Here is a 16,358-nt window from a genome sequence, read left to right as displayed (position 1 = left end):
TCATGTCCCGCCCCACCCCCGCCCGCTTCACCCTCGACTCGGCGTTCGGCATCGGCGCAGTCCACCCCCGGCTGTACGGATCGTTCGTCGAGCACCTGGGCCGCTGCGTCTACACCGGCATCTACGAACCCGGCCACCCGCAGGCCGACACCGACGGCCTGCGCCGGGACGTTCTGGAGCTGATCCGGGAACTGGGCGTCACCACCGTGCGCTACCCGGGCGGCAACTTCGTCTCCGGTTACCGCTGGGAGGACTCCGTGGGACCGCGCGAGGAGCGCCCGGTCCGGCTGGATCTGGCCTGGAAGTCCACCGAGACCAACGAGTTCGGCCTCGGGGAGTTCATGGACTTCTGTGCCAAGACCGGCATGGAACCCATGATGGCCGTCAACCTCGGCACCCGCGGGGTGGAGGACGCCCTGCGGCTGCTGGAGTACAGCAACCACCCGAGCGGCACCGAGCTGTCCGACCGCCGTGCCGCCCACGGCCACAAGGAGCCGTACGGCATCAAGATGTGGTGCCTGGGCAACGAGATGGACGGGCCCTGGCAGACCGGGCACAAGACGGCGGAGGAGTACGGGCGGCTCGCCGCCGAGACCGCCCGCGCCATGAGAATGATCGATCCCGGCCTGGAACTGGTCGCCTGCGGCAGTTCGGCGTCCTCCATGCCGACCTTCGGCTCCTGGGAGGCGACCGTCCTGGAAGCCGCGTACGACCAGGTCGACCACATCTCGCTGCACGCCTACTACGAGGAGATCGACGGCGACCGCGACTCCTTCCTGGCCTCCGCCGTCGACATGGAGCACTTCATCGAGTCGGTCGTCGCCACCTGCGACCACGTCCGGGCGCGGCTCAAGGAGAAGAAGCGGATCAACCTCTCCTTCGACGAATGGAACGTCTGGTACCAGAAGCGGCCCAACCCCCACCAGGTCGAGGACTGGCAGCAGGCCCCGCGCCTGCTGGAGGACGTCTACACCGTCACCGACGCCGTGGTGTTCGGCTCGCTGCTCATCGCCCTGCTGCGGCACGCCGACCGGGTGACCGCCGCCTCCCTGGCCCAGCTCGTCAACGTCATCGCGCCGATCATGACCGAGCCGGGCGGCCCGGCCTGGCGGCAGACCACGTTCTTCCCCTTCGCCCAGGCGTCGACGTACGGGCGGGGCCGGGTGCTGCGCGTCGACGTGGACAGCCCGACGTACCCCACCGCCCGCTTCGGTGACGTACCGCTGCTGCACGCCACCGCCGTGGTCGACGACGAGACCGGAGCCGTCACCGTCTTCGCGGTCAACCGCAGCCAGACGGACACTCTGCCGCTGAGCATCGACCTGCGCGGCGTCGGCGCCCACGCCCTGGCGGAGCACCTGGTCCTGGCCGACAGCGACCCGGAGGCAACGAACACCGCGGACCAGCCCGACCGGGTCACCCCGCACCCCGCCACCGGCACCACCGTCACCGACGGTGTCCTCCACGCCGAACTCGAGCCGCTCTCCTGGAACATGATCCGGCTGACGAACCGGCAGGACTGACCACGCCCGACGTCCCGGCTGCCCATGGGCCGCTGCCACCGCCGTCGTCCACGTCGCGGGCACCGGCTCATGGGCCTGCCGGCCACGGCCAAGGCCACCTGGTGTCATGCGGCACCATCACACTCACGCCTGGGAAGAACCGATGACAACCGTTGCCCGCCCCCTGTTCCGAGACCCCATGCACGACGGTGCGACCGACCCCACTGTCATCTGGAACCGGCAGGCCGGCGAGTGGTGGATGTTCTACACGAGCCGGCGCGCCGACGCGCCGCCGATGGACGACGTGAGCTGGATACACGGGACCGACATCGGAATCGCCTCCTCCGCGGACGGCGGAGCCACCTGGCTGTACCGGGGAATCGCCGAGGGGCTGGACATCGAGCCCGGGCGGCATACCTACTGGGCGCCTGAGATCGTCGACGACGGAACCGACTACCACATGTTCGTCAGCGTGATCCGCGGTGTGCCGACCCAGTGGGAGGGCCATGCACGCGTGATCCGTCACTACACGAGCCACGACCTCTTCTCCTGGACCTACCGTTCCACCTTGTCGCTCTCGTCCGAGAGAGTGATCGACGCCTGCGTCCTTCGGCTCCCCACAGGCGGCTACCGCATGTGGTACAAGGACGAGGCCGATCACGCGCACACCTACGCGGCGGACAGCGACGACCTGGCGTGGTGGACCGTCCGGGGGCCCGCCGTCGAGTGCTCGAAGCACGAAGGCCCGAACGTCTTCGAGCTCGGCGGCAGCTACTGGATGCTCGTCGACGAATGGCATGGACAGCGGGTTCTTCACTCACGGGACCTGGAGACATGGGAACCGCGAGGACTCATCCTCGATCGTCCGGGGCAGGGCCCGGACGACGGGGGGTACGGCTACCACGCCGATGTCGTCACCAGCGAACTCGGCGCGTTCATCTTCTATTTCTCGCACCCCAGGCGATCCGACGACGCCCCCGGACCTCACAACGACCACAACGGCCGCCGGAGCTCGATCCAGGTCGCCCGCCTGCGGGTGAGCGGAGACACCCTCGTGTGCGACCGCGACGAAACCCTTGAGGCCCCCATCCTCCCTCTCGAAGGGCCTGACCGGTGACACGGGAGGCCTGGCGGTTCCCGCCCTGACTGCCGATCGCCGGCACCACGACGCCGCTTCCCCGCAGGGCCGAAGTGTTCGAACGAAGGAAACAAGCAGTCATGCAGCCACTCCCCCGCGACGCGGTGCGCCTTCTCCCCGGCCCGTTCCTGGACGCGCAGACCACCGCCCTGGACTACCTGCTGTCCCTCGACGCCGACCGGCTCCTCGCGCCCTTGCGGCGCGAGGCAGGCCTGCCGCCGGTTGCCGAGTCCTACGGCAACTGGGAGAGCTCCGGTCTCGACGGCCACACCGTCGGGCACGCATTGTCGGGCGCCGCTCTCATGAGTGCGGTGACGGACGATCCCCGGCCAAGAGCCATGGTCGAGCGTCTGGTTCAGGGCGTTGTCGAGTGCCAGGACGCCCTGGGCACCGGCTACGTCGGGGGCATCCCCGACGGTGTGCGGCTGTGGCAGCGGGTCGCCGCGGGGCAGGTGGAGCGGGACTCGTTCGAGCTCGGTGGTGCCTGGGTGCCGTGGTACAACCTGCACAAGCTCTTCGCCGGCCTGCTGGACGCCCACCGCCACACCGGTTCGGAGCCGGCGCTGACCGCCGTCCGACGGCTGGCCGACTGGTGGGACCAGGTGGCGGCCGGGATGGACGACGACACCCACGAAGCCATGCTCCGTACGGAGTTCGGGGGAATGTGCGAGGTGCTGGCGGACCTCGCCGATGTCACCAGCACGGACCGGTACGCCGCCCTGGCTCGGCGGTTCCTCGACCAGTCACTGCTCGGCCCGTTGCGCGAGCACCGTGACGTCCTCGACGGGATGCACGCCAACACGCAGATCGCCAAAGCCGTCGGATACCAGCGGCTCGGCGAGGTCGGCGACGACCCCGGCCTGCGGGACGCCGCACGGTTCTTCTGGCAGACCATGACCCGGCACCGCACGTTCTCCTTCGGCGGCAACTCCGTACGCGAGCACCTGCACCCCCGCGACGACTTCAGCTCCGCGCTCCAGTCGCCGGAGGGCCCCGAGACCTGCAACACCTACAACATGCTCAAGCTCAGCCGCGCGCTGTTCCTCGAACGACCGGACGCCGAGGTGCTCGACCACTACGAGCGCGCGACGGTCAACCACATCCTCTCCTCCCTGCATCCCAAGGGCGGGCTGGTGTACTTCACACCGGTGCGGCCGGGCCACTACCGCGTGGTGTCGACGCCCCACAACTGCTTCTGGTGCTGCGTCGGCACCGGGCTGGAAAACCACGCCAAGTACGGCGAGTTGGTGTACACCGCCGAGGGCGGCAACCTGTTCGTCAACCTCTTCATCGCCTCCCGAGTCAGATGGCCCGAACAGAACCTGGTGCTGGAGCAGACCGGGACGGCCCCCTACGACGATGAGGTGAGACTCGTGGTGCGCGGGGCTCCCGCCGGCCCTGTGGCGATCCACCTACGCGTGCCCGGCTGGCACGAGGGGGTGGCGCAGGTCCGCATCAACGGCGCACCACCCGAGGGTGGTCCGGCCCCGCTCACGACGCGCCTCGGAACAGGCGGACAGCCCCTGACATACGTGCGTCTGGAGCGGCAGTGGCGCGAAGGGGACACGGTCACCGTGCGCCTTCGCCCGCGCATCAGCGCCGAACTGCTCCCCGACGGCTCACCGTGGGTGTCGTACCGCTTCGGGCCCACCGTCCTCGCGGCCGAGGGCGACCGGGGCGACCTGGTCGGGCTCTTCGCCGACGACTCCCGGATGGGTCATGTCGCCGGCGGCCCGTTGCGCCCCCTGGAGCACCTGCCCGTCGTGCTCGCCCAGGGCACCTCCGATCTGACGGCCGGCGTGCGCCGACTCGCCCCGGACCGCTTGGAGTTCGCCCTGGATCACGTGGACGCGCGACCGGGTGAGTCCGTCACGCTGGTCCCGTTCGCCGGCATCCACGACTCCCGCTACCACCTCTACTTCCCCCTGGCAGAACCAGAACGCCTCCAGGAGCGGCGGGCTGAGCTGCGCGCGGCCGACGACGCGGCACTCGCGCTGCAAGATCGCACCATTGACGCTGTTGCCGCCGGCGAGCAACAGCCCGAAAGCGACCACCGGTTCCTGGGGAACGACACGTGGTCGGGCCTCACCGACGGGCTGAGGTGGCGGGCCGCCACCGGATGGTGGTCCTACCGCCTGGCAGACCCGGACGGCGCCGCCACCGGGCTTCAGGCGGTCCACCTCTCAGGCGGAAGCGCGGGGCCGACCCGCGTGCTGGTCGACGGACAAGCGCTGGGCACGATCACGCCCTCGCCAGATCGCGAGGGCGAGGGCGAGGGCGAGGAAATCTCCCAGGTGTTCCCGCTCGACACGGACCGTCCCTCCGGACCCGTCAAGGTTCGGTTCGAAGCGGCCGGCCCCGCAACCACCATCCGGCTGCGCGAAGTCCGCCTGGTGCGCTGACGTGACCCCAGGGCCCTAACCCGACTGCGGGTGCAGTCGGGCCGGCATGCGTCAGAGGTGTCCGCGGCGCGCGACCTCGCCGATCCAGGCCAGACTCGGCTTGGGGCGCCGCTCGAAGGTCTCCCGGTCGACGGCGCGGTGATCAGAATGGGCACTCCTCCGGCGCTACCTTTCGACCGCCCGCTGTCGGGGCGCGACGAACTCGCAAATCCCAACCAGTGGTAAGTTTTGAGGACTCAGCTGCTGCGCAGGACCGTCCCGGACCGGCTTCGTCGAGGAGAGTGAACGCACCGTGGGTCAGGCAAAGGCGCGTGGGCCGTACGCCAAGACACCGGCCCGCAAGGCGGAGATCGTACGGGCGGCACGCGACAGTTTCGCCGAGAACGGCTACATCAAAGCCTCCTTGCGCGACATCGCGGAACGAGCCGGCATCACCCACGCCGGCCTCCTGCATCACTTCCGCAACAAGGACGAGCTCCTCGCCGAGGTACTCGCCGAACGCGATACGGAGGAATGGCGGCAGGGCCTGGAAGAGGTGGACAGCCTGGATCAGCTCGCCCCCTACCTGGGCGAGCTCATCCGCCACCACCAGAAGGCGCCAGAACTGATGCGCCTGTGGATCGAGCTCGCCGCCGCGGCCTCACGGCCGGATCATCCCGCCCACTCCCACTTCGTCGAGCGCTACGAACGCGGGCGCGCGCAGTTCGTCGAGGGATTCCACGACAGGGCGGACCGCAGCAGGCTGCGCGAAGGCGTCAGCCCCGAGAACGCCGCAGTCCTCTTCCATGCCGTGCTCAACGGGCTCCAACTCCAGTGGGTGCTCGACCAGGAACTCGACATCGTCGGACCCGTCAGCGATTTCGTACGCCTGCTCATTGACGACGCCGACGCCGACGCCGACAAGTGAGCGAATAGTCGCCCAACTCGGCGCCGGGCCTCCGGGCGGTGACGCATGTTCAGCTCCCCTCCCCCGACGGCTTGCGACCGCCCAGCTCCCGCCACCGCTGCCGCAGCGAGTGCGCGGCCGCCTTGGGCCGCCGGTCGCGCGTGAAGACGCCCTTCTTGTTGCCGTCGACCCGGTGGATGCCGTGGGAGGTCTGGAAGTCGGCGAAGTTCCAGACGTGTTCGCCGACGACCGCCTCGATCCGGTCGAACGCGCGGTGACTCGCGGCGAGATAGGCCGCCTGGTACTCCTCCGTCCACGGCTGGTCCCACACGGAGTGCAGACCGGGCATGGTGTCCGCCCCGTACTCGCTCATGATGAGGGGCTTGCCGAACTTCTCGGCCCAGCCGCGCAGATCGCCCTCCATGTACGTCTCGGCCGTCGCGAGGTCGCCCGTCGCGATGTACCAGCCGTAGTACCGGTTGATGCACAGGACGTCGAAGAGTTCGGCGATGCGATCGTTGTCGGACGTCGCGAACATGACGGCGGCGTAGGTGACCGGGCGGGTGGGGTCGAGCTTGCGGGTGAGTTCGACGAGCGGCTCGAAGTATTCACGTGCGCCTTCCTCGTTGGAGGACGGCTCGTTGGCGATGCACCACATCACGACACTGGGGTGGTTCTTGTCGCGGGTGATCAGCTCCCGGATCGCCTGGGCGTGGGCGGCACGGGTCTCGTCGTTGAACGTGTCGGGCGAGAAGGTGGGGCGCTGCGGGGCTCCGGTGAGGCCGGCCTCGACGGCCAGGTTGAGGCCCACGGCCGCCGTCTCGTCGATGACGACGATGCCGTGCCGGTCGGCGAAGTCCATCACCTCTTCCGCGTAGGGATAGTGCGAGGTGCGGAAGGAGTTGGCGCCGGTCCACTCCATCAGCTGGAAGTCGTGGACGAGGTACGCGTCGTCATGCCCCTTGCCGCGCACGGCGGTGTCCTCGTGCTTGCCGAAGCCGGTGAAGTAGAACGGCTCGCCGTTGATGAGGAACTGCATCCCCCGGACCTCGACGGTGCGCACGCCGAACGGCTGGGCGTACGTGTCGCCGACCGTTTCGCCGTCGCCGTCCACGATCTCGGCGACAAGTTCGTAGAGGTACGCCGCACCGGGCTGCCACAGCGTCACGTCCTCCAGGCGCACGCTGCCACTCGTCCCCTCGGACGCGGCGACCTCGGCCCCGGAGGAATCGAGGACGCGGACGCGGACCGTGGCAGGCGCGCTGGTCTCGACCTCGTACTCGACCGTGCCGCTGGTGCCGTCGAGCCCGGTCACGATGCTGATGTCCTCGATGTGGACGGACGGCACGCTGTACAGCCACACCGAGCGGGCGAGCCCGGCGTAGTTGTAGAAGTCGTGCAGGTACGTCTGTTTGCGGCGGCCGTCCTGGGTGACGGTGATCCTGCCGGGCGGGATGGTGGTGTTGGTCAGTTCGTTGTTCACGCCGATCGTCAGCCGGAACTCCTGTCCGGCACTGACGTACTGGGTGATGTCGGCCTCGAACGGGGTGTAGCCGCCGACGTGTTCCGCGACCAGTGAGTCGTCGACGTACACCTGCCCCTGGTGCGTGGCGCCGTCGACGCGCAGGATCACCCGCTCTTCGGACCAGCCGCGCGGTACGCGGACAAGGCGCTGGTACCAGACCCAGCCGACGTGGTCGCGGATCGCACTGTCGGTGAACAGGTCGTTGTAGCTGGCGGGTACGGCGGCTTCGAGTGGGGTGTCGAGCGGTCCGGCCCACGGGCGCTCACCGACGGCGGTCGCGGTGGCGAACCTCCACAGGCCGTCGAGGTTCACCAACTCGCGGGTGGCGGTGGAACGGGGTTTCAGCATCGGGTTTCTCTCCTGTGGGGGGTGGCGCGGTGACCGTGCTGGGGTTCAGGACAACGGGGTGCTCTTGGAGCATGCGGCCCGCCGAAGCCGCGACACCGCCAACTCTTACCAAGCGGTTGGTTTTCTCTCGGAAGGTAAGCCGCCACAGCAAGAGGCGGGAAGAGTGCAGCTCGGATTCGTAATCACAGCGTTACTTGATGCGGCGTCATCAGAAGACCGCAGAGCTGATGCGCGGCGCGACGCGTCGGCACTGTCACTTCGAAGGCTGCTCGTCGCCCTCGGGGCCGATGACCGACTGCATGAAGATCTCCAGCAGGCGCAGCGAGTCGCGTGACGGGTCGAGGAGAGTCTGGATCCGGAGTCCGTCCATCATCGCGAGCACCATGACGACCTTGTCGTCGGCGGACAGATCGGGGCTGTCGTACGCCGTGTTCAGCGAGCCGCTGCGGAATCTCGTACGCATCCGCTCACGCCGTCCGGCGAAGAATTCGTGCGCCGGGTGGGTCGGACTGGTCGCGGCGATCGCCAGGGCAAGCCAGTTGCGCTGGTAGTCGGGGTCCGCGAACTCGTCGGCCAGCACCGCGCCGAGCACCGCCGGTCCCGCCGTCCCCGCTGCGATGATCCGCGCGGCCTGCTCCTCCTCATCCGCTTCGCGCTGGGCCAGAGCGGCAAGGAGGAGCTCCTCCTTGCCCGAGAAATGCCGAAGCAGCGCCGCGTGGGTCACGCCCGCCCGCGCGGCGATGTCCCGCAGGGATGCGCGCTCGTACCCGTGCTCGGCGAAGCCCGCCAGAGCCGCACGAACGATCTGCAGCCTCCGAGCCGGCGTCGTCGCGTACGGCCCTCGGCGACGGGTGCCGGTGGGGGAACTCATGCTGCCTCCTGCGCCGTGGCTCGCCGCCGGACGGGGGCTTGCCTTCCGCTGCTGCCCGGGATTTTAATCTAGCGCGAAATGTATCCACTGTGGTTACATTCTGGCCCTCGGGACGGCTACCCGACGTCGGCAGCCGCGCCGCGGATCGTCCACGGCCTTCAATTCGCCCTTTTCGTACGGCAGTTGAAGTACCCGTCGGCCTGACCAGCCCAGCTGTCGGCATACGACACGCCCACACCTCAAGGACCGCCCATGGACAGCAAGAAGACTTTCCTCTGGGGAGCCTCGACGGCCCCGCACCAGATCGAGGGCAACAACATCAACAGCGACTGGTGGGTCCTCGAGGGACAGATGCCCGGCATGGAGCGCAGCGGGGATGCCGTCGACAGCTACCACCGCTTCGAGGAGGACATGCGTCTGCTCGCGGACGCCGGGCTCAACGCCTACCGGTTCGGCGTCGAATGGGCACGCATCGAACCGGTCCCCGGAGAGTTCTCACGGGCCGAACTCGCGCACTACCGGCGGATGATCGACACCGCGCGAGGTCTCGGGCTGACACCTGTGGTCACCCTGCACCACTTCACCAACCCGCACTGGTTCACCGAGGAGGGTGGCTGGCTCGGCGAACGGGCGGTCGACCGGTTCACGCGCTACGTCGAGACCGTCACGGGGATCCTGGGCGACGTTCCCTGGATCGTCACCATGAACGAACCCAACATGCTGGCGATGATGATGACCATCCAGCGCCAGATGCAGTCGCGTCCCGCGGACGACTGGCAGAGCCCGACCGTGGACAACGACACGCGTCCGACGCTGCCTGCCCCGGACCCGGCGATCGGCGGCGTCCTCGTCAAGGCGCACCACGCGGCGCGCGAGATCGTGCGTGCGAACACCGACGCGGCGGTGGGCTGGACGGTGGCGAACCGGGCCTTCGCCGCACGGCCCGGCGCCGAGGAGAAGCTCCGCGAGCTCGAGTACATCTGGGAGGACCTCTACCTCGATGCCGCACAGGGTGACGACTTCGTCGGGGTCCAGTCGTACTCCAGCCAGTGGGTCGGCCCGGACGGCATCGAGCCGCACCCGCCGCACCCCGACAACACGCTGGTCGGGACGGCGTACCGCCCCGACGCTCTCGCCATGGCGGTCCGTCACACCTGGGACGTCACGGGCGGGATTCCGATCCTGGTGACCGAGAACGGCATCGCCACCGGCGACGACACGCGTCGCATCGCGTACACGCAGGAGGCCTTGCGCCACCTGTTCACCGCCGCCGACGACGGCATCGACGTACGGGGCTATCTGCACTGGAGCGCCCTGGACAACTTCGAGTGGGGGCACTGGGAGCCCACATTCGGGCTGATCGCCGTCGACCGGGAAACCTTCGAGCGCCACCCCAAGCCGAGCCTGGCCTGGCTCGGTGACGTCGCCCGGCGTGGCCGGCCCTGAGCGACTCCACGATCGCGCGCTTCAACGCCGTGGGTACGCCGACGCGGACGCTTCGGACCCACGTCGGCAACCACAAGTCCCCAACCTGACGCCGCGTCGCACGGCACCGCAGCCCTCGCGCCGGCACCGCACGCTCTAGAGCCGCCTTGACAATGGAGTCACCGTGCAGGACGAGCCCCTGTCCGGCAGTCACCCGGACACATCTGCGGCATCTCAGCCGCCCACCGCCCCCGTCGAGCAACGCCCCGAGGAGCCCGGCCCAGCGCTGGAGCCGGTCAGCACCAGCTACCTCTTCTGGATGATGGCCGCCAACTTCGGCGTCGCCATGGCCTACATCCTGCCCCTGTCGTACACGCTGACCTTACGTATCGATGAGCTCGCTCCCGGCCGGGAGGAGGTACTGGGCTACGTCACCGGGACCGCCCAGGTGGTCTTCCTCATCGCCAGCCCGCTCATCGGCGTCTGGAGCGACCGGACGCGCAGCCGCTTAGGGCGCCGGCGTCCGTTCCTGCTCGGCGGCAGCATCCTCGGCCTGCTGGCACTGGCGGGCATCTCCGTGGCGCCCGGCCTCCTGCTCATCGGGGTCGGGTGGGTGCTCGCGATGCTGGGGTGGGCGACGGCGTCCCAGGCGATCCTCACCGTCCAGGCCGACCGCATCCCGGAGGAACAGCGCGGCAAGGTCTCCGGACTGACCGGGGTCACGGGTCAGGTGGGGCCCATCATCGGCGTCGCGCTGGCCTCGGCCCTGAGCAGCCACTTCCTGGTCTTCGTGATTCCGGGGGTGCTCGGCATCGTCCTCGCGGTGGTGTTCGCGGTCCGCGGGTCGGAGCCCGACTCGCGCCCCCTGGCCCTCACCGGACCGGTGTCCGTCAAAGAGATCCTGGCCAGCTATGTCTTCAACCCGCGCCGGTATCCCGACTTCGGGTGGAACTGGCTGGGCCGGTTCGTCTTCTTCATGGGGCTGTACTTCAACACGACCTTCAGCACCTTCTTCTACGCCCAGCGCCTCGACCTTCCGGTGAAGGAGGTCGCGGGAGCCGTCGCCGTCGTCGGCGCGGTCGGCGTCGTCGCGGCCATCCTCGGCGCGGTCGGCGGAGGGTTCCTGTCGGACAAACTCGGCCGCCGGAGGCTTTTCACGCTCATCGGCGCGCTCCTGTTCGTCTGCGGTGCCGTCGTGGAAGCGTTCGCCCACTCCTTCCCCATGCTCTTCGTCGGCTCGCTGCTCATGCAGCTCGCCATCGCGGCGTTCGCCGCCGTGGACTCGGCGATCGCCATGGCGGTACTACCGAACCGCACCGAGGCGGGCCGGTACATGGCGGTGGTCGCGTTCTCGCAGAAGATTCCGAGCGCGCTGGCCCCGCTGATCGCCCCGTTCATCATCACCTTCGGCACTGCGGGCGACGTCAAGAACTACACCGCCCTGTATCTCACAGGTGCCGTGTTCGCCCTGGTCGGCGGCCTGCTGATCTTCACGCGCGTACGGTCCGTCCGCTGAGATCCGCCCCTTGTCAGGCATCTGCAAACACGCATGGGAACGATACGGAGAACCATGTCCGATCACGCACCGGTAAACCTGAGGATCGACAGCGGAGGCGGCCGACTCGTCGTCTGCGGTGCTCGACCCCACCTGTCGTGGCAGCTGCCCACGGGCTGGCCGGAGCAGGACGGATACGTGCTCGAAGCGCGTATCAACGGCATCGATCAGGCCTCTGTAGCAGCCTCATCGCCCCGGCATCTGTTCGTTCCCTGGCCGTGGCAGGCGCCGGCGAGCCGGGACAGAGTCAGCTGGCGTGTACGCAGTCGCCGGGGTGACGACACATCGCCGTGGTCGGCTCAGCACGAGTTCGAAGTGGGCCTTCTGGCGCCGGACTGGACGGCCGCCTGGATCTCGCCGCCGGAGCCCGAGGCCGACTCCACCGAGGCGAACAGGCCCGCGTACACGCTGGAGGGCTCCTTCGTCCTCGATCGCCCCTGCACCAGGGCCCGGCTCTACGCCACCGCTCTGGGGGTCTACGAGGTGTACCTCAACGGCCGCCGCGTCGGCGACACCGAACTCGCGCCCGGGTCGACCTCGTACGCCGAGACGCTCTACGCACAGGCCGAGGACATCACCGACGACGTCCGCTGGGGACGCAACGAGATCGAGATCGTGCTCTCGGACGGCTGGTACCGGGGCAAGTCAGGGGCGTGGCGCAAGCCCGCCCGGTGGGGCACCCGGACGGCCGCGCGCCTGGAGGTGCACATCGAGCACCCCGACGGCACCTGGACAACCGCGGGCACCGGGCCTCGGTGGTCGTCCCGGCCCAGCGCCATCGTCCGCGCCGACCTCATGGACGGGCAGACGACCGACCTCGGCACGGTCCGGCGGGATCCGGCTCCCGTCGTGGTCGACGCCGTGGACGCGCCGCCGGTCGAGTGGTCGCCCGCGCCCCCGGTACGACGCATCGAGCGGCTCGAACCGACCGGCGTGACCCGGACCTCGCCCGGCGCCTGCGTCGTCGACTTCGGGCAGAACGCGTCCGGCTGGATCGCCCTCACCGACCTCGGCCCGGCCGGCACCCGAACGGTGATCGACCACGGGGAACACGTCGACGCCTCGGGCGACCTGACGACCAGTCACCTGGACAGCGCCCGCCCGGACGAGCCGCCCGTCCCGTTCGTGCAGCGCGACGTGGTCGTCTCCGACGGGGCGGCGGCCGGCTGCTTCGAACCGCGGCACACCATCCACGGATTCCGGTACGCCAAGGTCCAGCGAGACGACGGCGCGGAGCCGGCCCCTTCGGCGATCTCCATGCAGGTCGTGCACACCGACCTGCGCTCCACCGGGACCTTTGCCTGCAGCGATCCGGATCTGACGCGACTGCACGACGTCGCGCGGTGGAGCTTCCGCGGCAATGCCGTGGACGTCCCGACGGACTGCCCCACGCGGGAGCGGCTCGGCTGGACCGGCGACTACCAGATCTTCGTCTCGACGGCCGTGCGGCTGTTCGACATCGACGGATTCTCACGCAAGTGGCTGCGCTCGGTGCGGGACGACCAGTTGCCCGACGGCCGGATCGTCAACGCCTCCCCCGACCCCAACCACCTCAAGAAGCACCCCGACGCGATGGTCGACCACATCACGGGCTCGGCCGGGTGGGGGGACGCCATCGTCCACGTCCCGTGGGTGCTGTACGAGACCTACGGCGACGACGTCGCGCTCACTGAGAACTGGGACGCGATGGTCCGCTGGGTGGAGTTCGCGCTGAGGGCCGCGCGCTCGAAGCGGCACCCGTCACGCGTCGAGCGCTCGCCGTCCGCACAGCCGCACGAGGCGTATCTGTGGGACGGCACCTTCCACTGGGGAGAGTGGAGCGAGCCGAAGCAGCGCGCCGCGGACGGATCGCTCATCGACCCCGTGGGGAGCGATCCCGTGGCGTGGTTCATGACCGACAAGGGGGAGGTCGGCACCGCATACCTGTACCGCTCGGTGAGCACCCTCGCCAGGATCGCCGGCGTACTCGGCAAGGACGACGACGCACGCCGGTACCGCAGGCTCGCGGAACGCATCCGCGACGCTTGGCAGACCGAGTTCCTGGACGGCGAGGGGCGTACCACCGCGGGAACGCAGGCCGGCTATGTGCGGGCCCTCGCCTTCGACCTGGTGCCTCCCCGGCTTCGGGACGCGGCGGCGGCGCATCTGGTGACACTGATCCGTGAGGCGGGCGATCACCTCACCACAGGCTTCCTGTCCACGGCCGACCTGCTCCCCGTACTGGCCGACACCGGTCATGTCGACGTCGCCTACGCCGTCCTGACCCGGCGTACGGAACCGTCCTGGCTCGCCATGCTGGACCGGGGCGCGACGACGATCTGGGAGGACTGGGACGGCATCGACGCCGACGGCAACGCCACCGCATCGCTGAATCACTACAGCAAGGGCGCCGTCGTCCGGTTCCTGCACACCCACACGCTCGGTCTGCGCCAGACACCGGGATCGGTGGCGTGGAGTTCGTTCGTCGTCGCACCCGTCCCGGGCCCCGGCATCACATGGGCGTCCGGATCGTTCGAGAGCCCTCAAGGCACCATCGCCGTGAATTGGGCGCTCGACGACGGCACGTTCCGGATCGACGTCGACGTACCCCCCGGATCGACGGCGACCGTCGTCCTCCCGGACGGTACGGCCATACCCGCCGGCCCCGGACCTGTGCGCGCCGAGTGCCCCGTCCCTTCCTCACGGGGGCTGCCCGTTCCATGACCGCCTTCTCGCCCAGGCGCCGTTCTCACCGACTCGCACGCACACGAACCCGACACCGAAAGAAGTGCCCCATGCCCATGCCTGATGTCTCCGCCCGTCCCATCGCCGAGCTCACCAACCTCAACGACCGCAGCGTCGTGGTGACCGGTGGCGGGCGCGGTCTCGGCAGAGCGATCGCCGCCCGGCTGGCCGAGGCGGGCGCCCGCGTGCTCGTCGGGGACGTGGATGCCGAGCTGGCGAAGGCCGCGGCCACCGAGCTCGGCGACCGGTACGGCGCCGACGTCGTGGGCGTCGAGATGGATGTGACGGATGCGGGCAGCGTGCACGGCTCGGCGGACTTCGCCATGGATCGGTGGGCCCGGCTGGACGCGTGGGTCAACAACGCGGGGGTCTTCCCCAGCGTCCCGATCGCAGAGATGGACGACGCGACGTGGGACAAGGTGTTCGCGGTGAACGCCCGAGGTGTCCTCGCGGGCACCCGTGAGGCCTCCCGGGTCATGAGCGCCGGCGGGCACGGTGGCGTGATCGTCAACATCTGCTCCACCGCGGGCTTCCGGGGCAGCGCTCCGGGCCTCGCCGCCTACGTCGGGTCGAAGCACGCGGTACGCGGCATCACCCGCCAGAGCGCCATGGAGCTGGCCCCGCACGGAATCCGCGTGCTCGGGGTGGCTCCCAGCTATGTCCCGACCGAGGGGAATCAACTGGCCGCCGCCGGCGTGCCCGTCCAGGAGGACAGCTTGCCGCTCATGATGACCAGCCCGATCGGCCGCATCGCGACGCCCGACGACATCGCCCGCGTGGTGTTCTTCTGCGTCAGCGACCTGTCGATGTTCATGACCGGCAGCACCCTCCTGGCCGACGGTGGCACCACCGCCTGAGCGCGACCGGTTCGTCATACGACGCACTGGCCCACGTCCTCTCCCGCCGGTGGGAGACTGCGGGCGGGGCGGGCGGCTCCGCCGCGGGGCGCGACGAGCCACGACGAACCCGCAGCCGCGACACGACATGTCACCCCCACCCCCTTGTGGGCCCCGTTGTGGGGGCCTGGGGGCGAAGCCCCCGTTTCGGGAAGGGGTGGGGTTGGGGAAAGGCCCCCCGTTCAGGCGGACGCGCGGGCCGCGTTTGAGCAGGGCACCGGTCATTCGCGGGCGCGCCGTGGCAATGGCGAGACCAAGGCTATGTGAGCCAGACCACATGCCGGGGGTGCATAGCGGGGCAGGGGCCGGTGCCTTTATTTAGGGTGTAGGGGCGTACGGGGGTAAGGGGCAACGCTGATGGGGCAGTTGCCGGCCGATGAGTTCGACCGGTTCGTGGCGGCTCGGTGGTCGGCATTGCTTCACCTGGCGCGGCTGCTCACCGGCGGAGACCGGCACCGGGCCGAGGATCTGCTGCAGGAGGCGCTGGTCAAGCTGTGGTTTGCCTGGCCGAAGGTGGCCGAGCAGGCGCCCGAGGCGTATCTGCGCAGGGTCCTGGTCCGTGGCGCGGCTCGCTCGGCACGGCGTCGCTGGTGGGGCGAGCTCCCCGTGGACCAGCTGCCCGACCCGCCGGAGGTGGGGGACGAGACCGCCGCCGTGGATGAACGGACCCGGTTGGAGACCATGTTGGCGTTGCTGCCGGCGCGGCAGCGGGCTGCGGTGGTGCTGCGTTACTACCAGGACCTGCCCGAGCGGCACGTCGCGGAGGTGCTGGGGTGTCCGGTGGGTACCGCCCGTTCGCTGACGGCACGCGGCGTTGCACGGTTGCGGCAGCTTCTGACTGAGGCAGTCGAGCCGGTGGAGTGAAGAAGGGAGCCATGGATCACTTCGAGCAGGAGCTGGCACGGATGATGCGTGACAGCCAAGAGGACACGCCTTATGAGGACCGGCACCGACACCGACTGCAAGCCGGCGTTCGCGCCCGACGGCGAGCCCGGGCGGCCTGGATGGCCACCGGATCCGTGCTGACCGTTGCCGGACTTGGAGTCGGACTGGTGGTCCTGCCGAGCTCTTTCGCTCAGGGCGGGC

The 16,358-nt window shown here is 69.4% G+C and carries 11 protein-coding genes; 9 read left to right on the top strand and 2 right to left on the bottom strand.

The features are described from left to right. Positions 1–2 precede the first annotated feature (2 nt). The 4 genes from ACGFNK_RS23045 to ACGFNK_RS23030 all read left to right on the top strand — a co-directional run bounded on the left by ACGFNK_RS23045 (position 3) and on the right by ACGFNK_RS23030 (position 5,949). Positions 3–1,523 (top strand): alpha-N-arabinofuranosidase, encoded by a 1,521-nt coding sequence (locus ACGFNK_RS23045; protein ID WP_393418626.1) that lies wholly within the window; start codon positions 3–5, stop codon positions 1,521–1,523. A gap of 142 nt (positions 1,524–1,665) precedes the next feature. Beyond that, positions 1,666–2,619, top strand: coding sequence for a glycosyl hydrolase (locus ACGFNK_RS23040; protein WP_393418624.1), 954 nt, complete (start codon positions 1,666–1,668; stop codon positions 2,617–2,619). A gap of 101 nt (positions 2,620–2,720) precedes the next feature. Continuing rightward, positions 2,721–5,042: a beta-L-arabinofuranosidase domain-containing protein gene (locus ACGFNK_RS23035; RefSeq protein WP_393418622.1), complete on the top strand. Its 2,322-nt coding sequence runs from the start codon at positions 2,721–2,723 to the stop codon at positions 5,040–5,042. 292 nt (positions 5,043–5,334) lie between these two features. Beyond that, positions 5,335–5,949, top strand: a complete 615-nt coding sequence (locus ACGFNK_RS23030; protein WP_393418620.1) for a TetR/AcrR family transcriptional regulator — start codon at positions 5,335–5,337, stop codon at positions 5,947–5,949. Positions 5,950–5,998: 49 nt separating this feature from the next. On the opposite strand, the gene uidA is transcribed toward ACGFNK_RS23030, so the two are convergent. After that, positions 5,999–7,801 carry a beta-glucuronidase gene (gene uidA, locus ACGFNK_RS23025; protein WP_393418618.1) on the bottom strand — a complete coding sequence of 601 codons (1,803 nt, stop codon included), beginning with the start codon at positions 7,799–7,801 and terminating at the stop codon, positions 5,999–6,001. Between the two features lie 253 nt (positions 7,802–8,054). Beyond that, on the bottom strand, positions 8,055–8,672 hold the full coding sequence (locus ACGFNK_RS23020) for a TetR/AcrR family transcriptional regulator (RefSeq protein ID WP_393418616.1): 618 nt from the start codon (positions 8,670–8,672) through the stop codon (positions 8,055–8,057). A 252-nt stretch (positions 8,673–8,924) separates the two neighbouring features. On the opposite strand from ACGFNK_RS23020, the gene ACGFNK_RS23015 reads away from it, so the two are divergent. The 5 genes from ACGFNK_RS23015 (at position 8,925) to ACGFNK_RS22995 (ending at position 16,136) form a co-directional block, all read left to right on the top strand. Continuing rightward, positions 8,925–10,118, top strand: coding sequence for a family 1 glycosylhydrolase (locus tag ACGFNK_RS23015; protein ID WP_393418614.1), 1,194 nt, complete (start codon positions 8,925–8,927; stop codon positions 10,116–10,118). A 163-nt stretch (positions 10,119–10,281) separates the two neighbouring features. Continuing rightward, entirely contained in the window at positions 10,282–11,613 is a 1,332-nt protein-coding gene (locus tag ACGFNK_RS23010) for an MFS transporter (protein WP_393418612.1), read from the top strand. Positions 11,614–11,967: 354 nt separating this feature from the next. Beyond that, positions 11,968–14,355, top strand: a complete 2,388-nt coding sequence (locus ACGFNK_RS23005; protein WP_393418610.1) for a family 78 glycoside hydrolase catalytic domain — start codon at positions 11,968–11,970, stop codon at positions 14,353–14,355. A gap of 71 nt (positions 14,356–14,426) precedes the next feature. Beyond that, entirely contained in the window at positions 14,427–15,233 is an 807-nt protein-coding gene (locus tag ACGFNK_RS23000) for an SDR family NAD(P)-dependent oxidoreductase (protein ID WP_393418608.1), read from the top strand. Positions 15,234–15,629: 396 nt separating this feature from the next. Continuing rightward, positions 15,630–16,136: a SigE family RNA polymerase sigma factor gene (locus tag ACGFNK_RS22995; protein WP_393418606.1), complete on the top strand. Its 507-nt coding sequence runs from the start codon at positions 15,630–15,632 to the stop codon at positions 16,134–16,136. The last annotated feature ends 222 nt before the right edge of the window (positions 16,137–16,358 follow it).

This window comes from Streptomyces sp. NPDC048825 (assembly GCF_043198355.1).
In the GTDB taxonomy this organism is placed as follows: Bacteria; Actinomycetota; Actinomycetes; order Streptomycetales; family Streptomycetaceae; genus Streptomyces; species Streptomyces xiangluensis.
Note: the sequence above shows the minus strand (reverse complement) of the source record. Positions and strands in the feature narration are given on the sequence as shown.

Coding starts and splice junctions, on each gene's coding strand:
- ACGFNK_RS23045 (WP_393418626.1), top strand. CDS start 3: ATGTCCCGCCCCACCCCCGCCCGCTTCACCCTCGACTCGGCGTTCGGC.
- ACGFNK_RS23040 (WP_393418624.1), top strand. CDS start 1,666: ATGACAACCGTTGCCCGCCCCCTGTTCCGAGACCCCATGCACGACGGT.
- ACGFNK_RS23035 (WP_393418622.1), top strand. CDS start 2,721: ATGCAGCCACTCCCCCGCGACGCGGTGCGCCTTCTCCCCGGCCCGTTC.
- uidA (WP_393418618.1), bottom strand. CDS start 7,801: ATGCTGAAACCCCGTTCCACCGCCACCCGCGAGTTGGTGAACCTCGAC.
- ACGFNK_RS23020 (WP_393418616.1), bottom strand. CDS start 8,672: ATGAGTTCCCCCACCGGCACCCGTCGCCGAGGGCCGTACGCGACGACG.
- ACGFNK_RS23015 (WP_393418614.1), top strand. CDS start 8,925: ATGGACAGCAAGAAGACTTTCCTCTGGGGAGCCTCGACGGCCCCGCAC.
- ACGFNK_RS23000 (WP_393418608.1), top strand. CDS start 14,427: ATGCCCATGCCTGATGTCTCCGCCCGTCCCATCGCCGAGCTCACCAAC.
- ACGFNK_RS22995 (WP_393418606.1), top strand. CDS start 15,630: ATGGGGCAGTTGCCGGCCGATGAGTTCGACCGGTTCGTGGCGGCTCGG.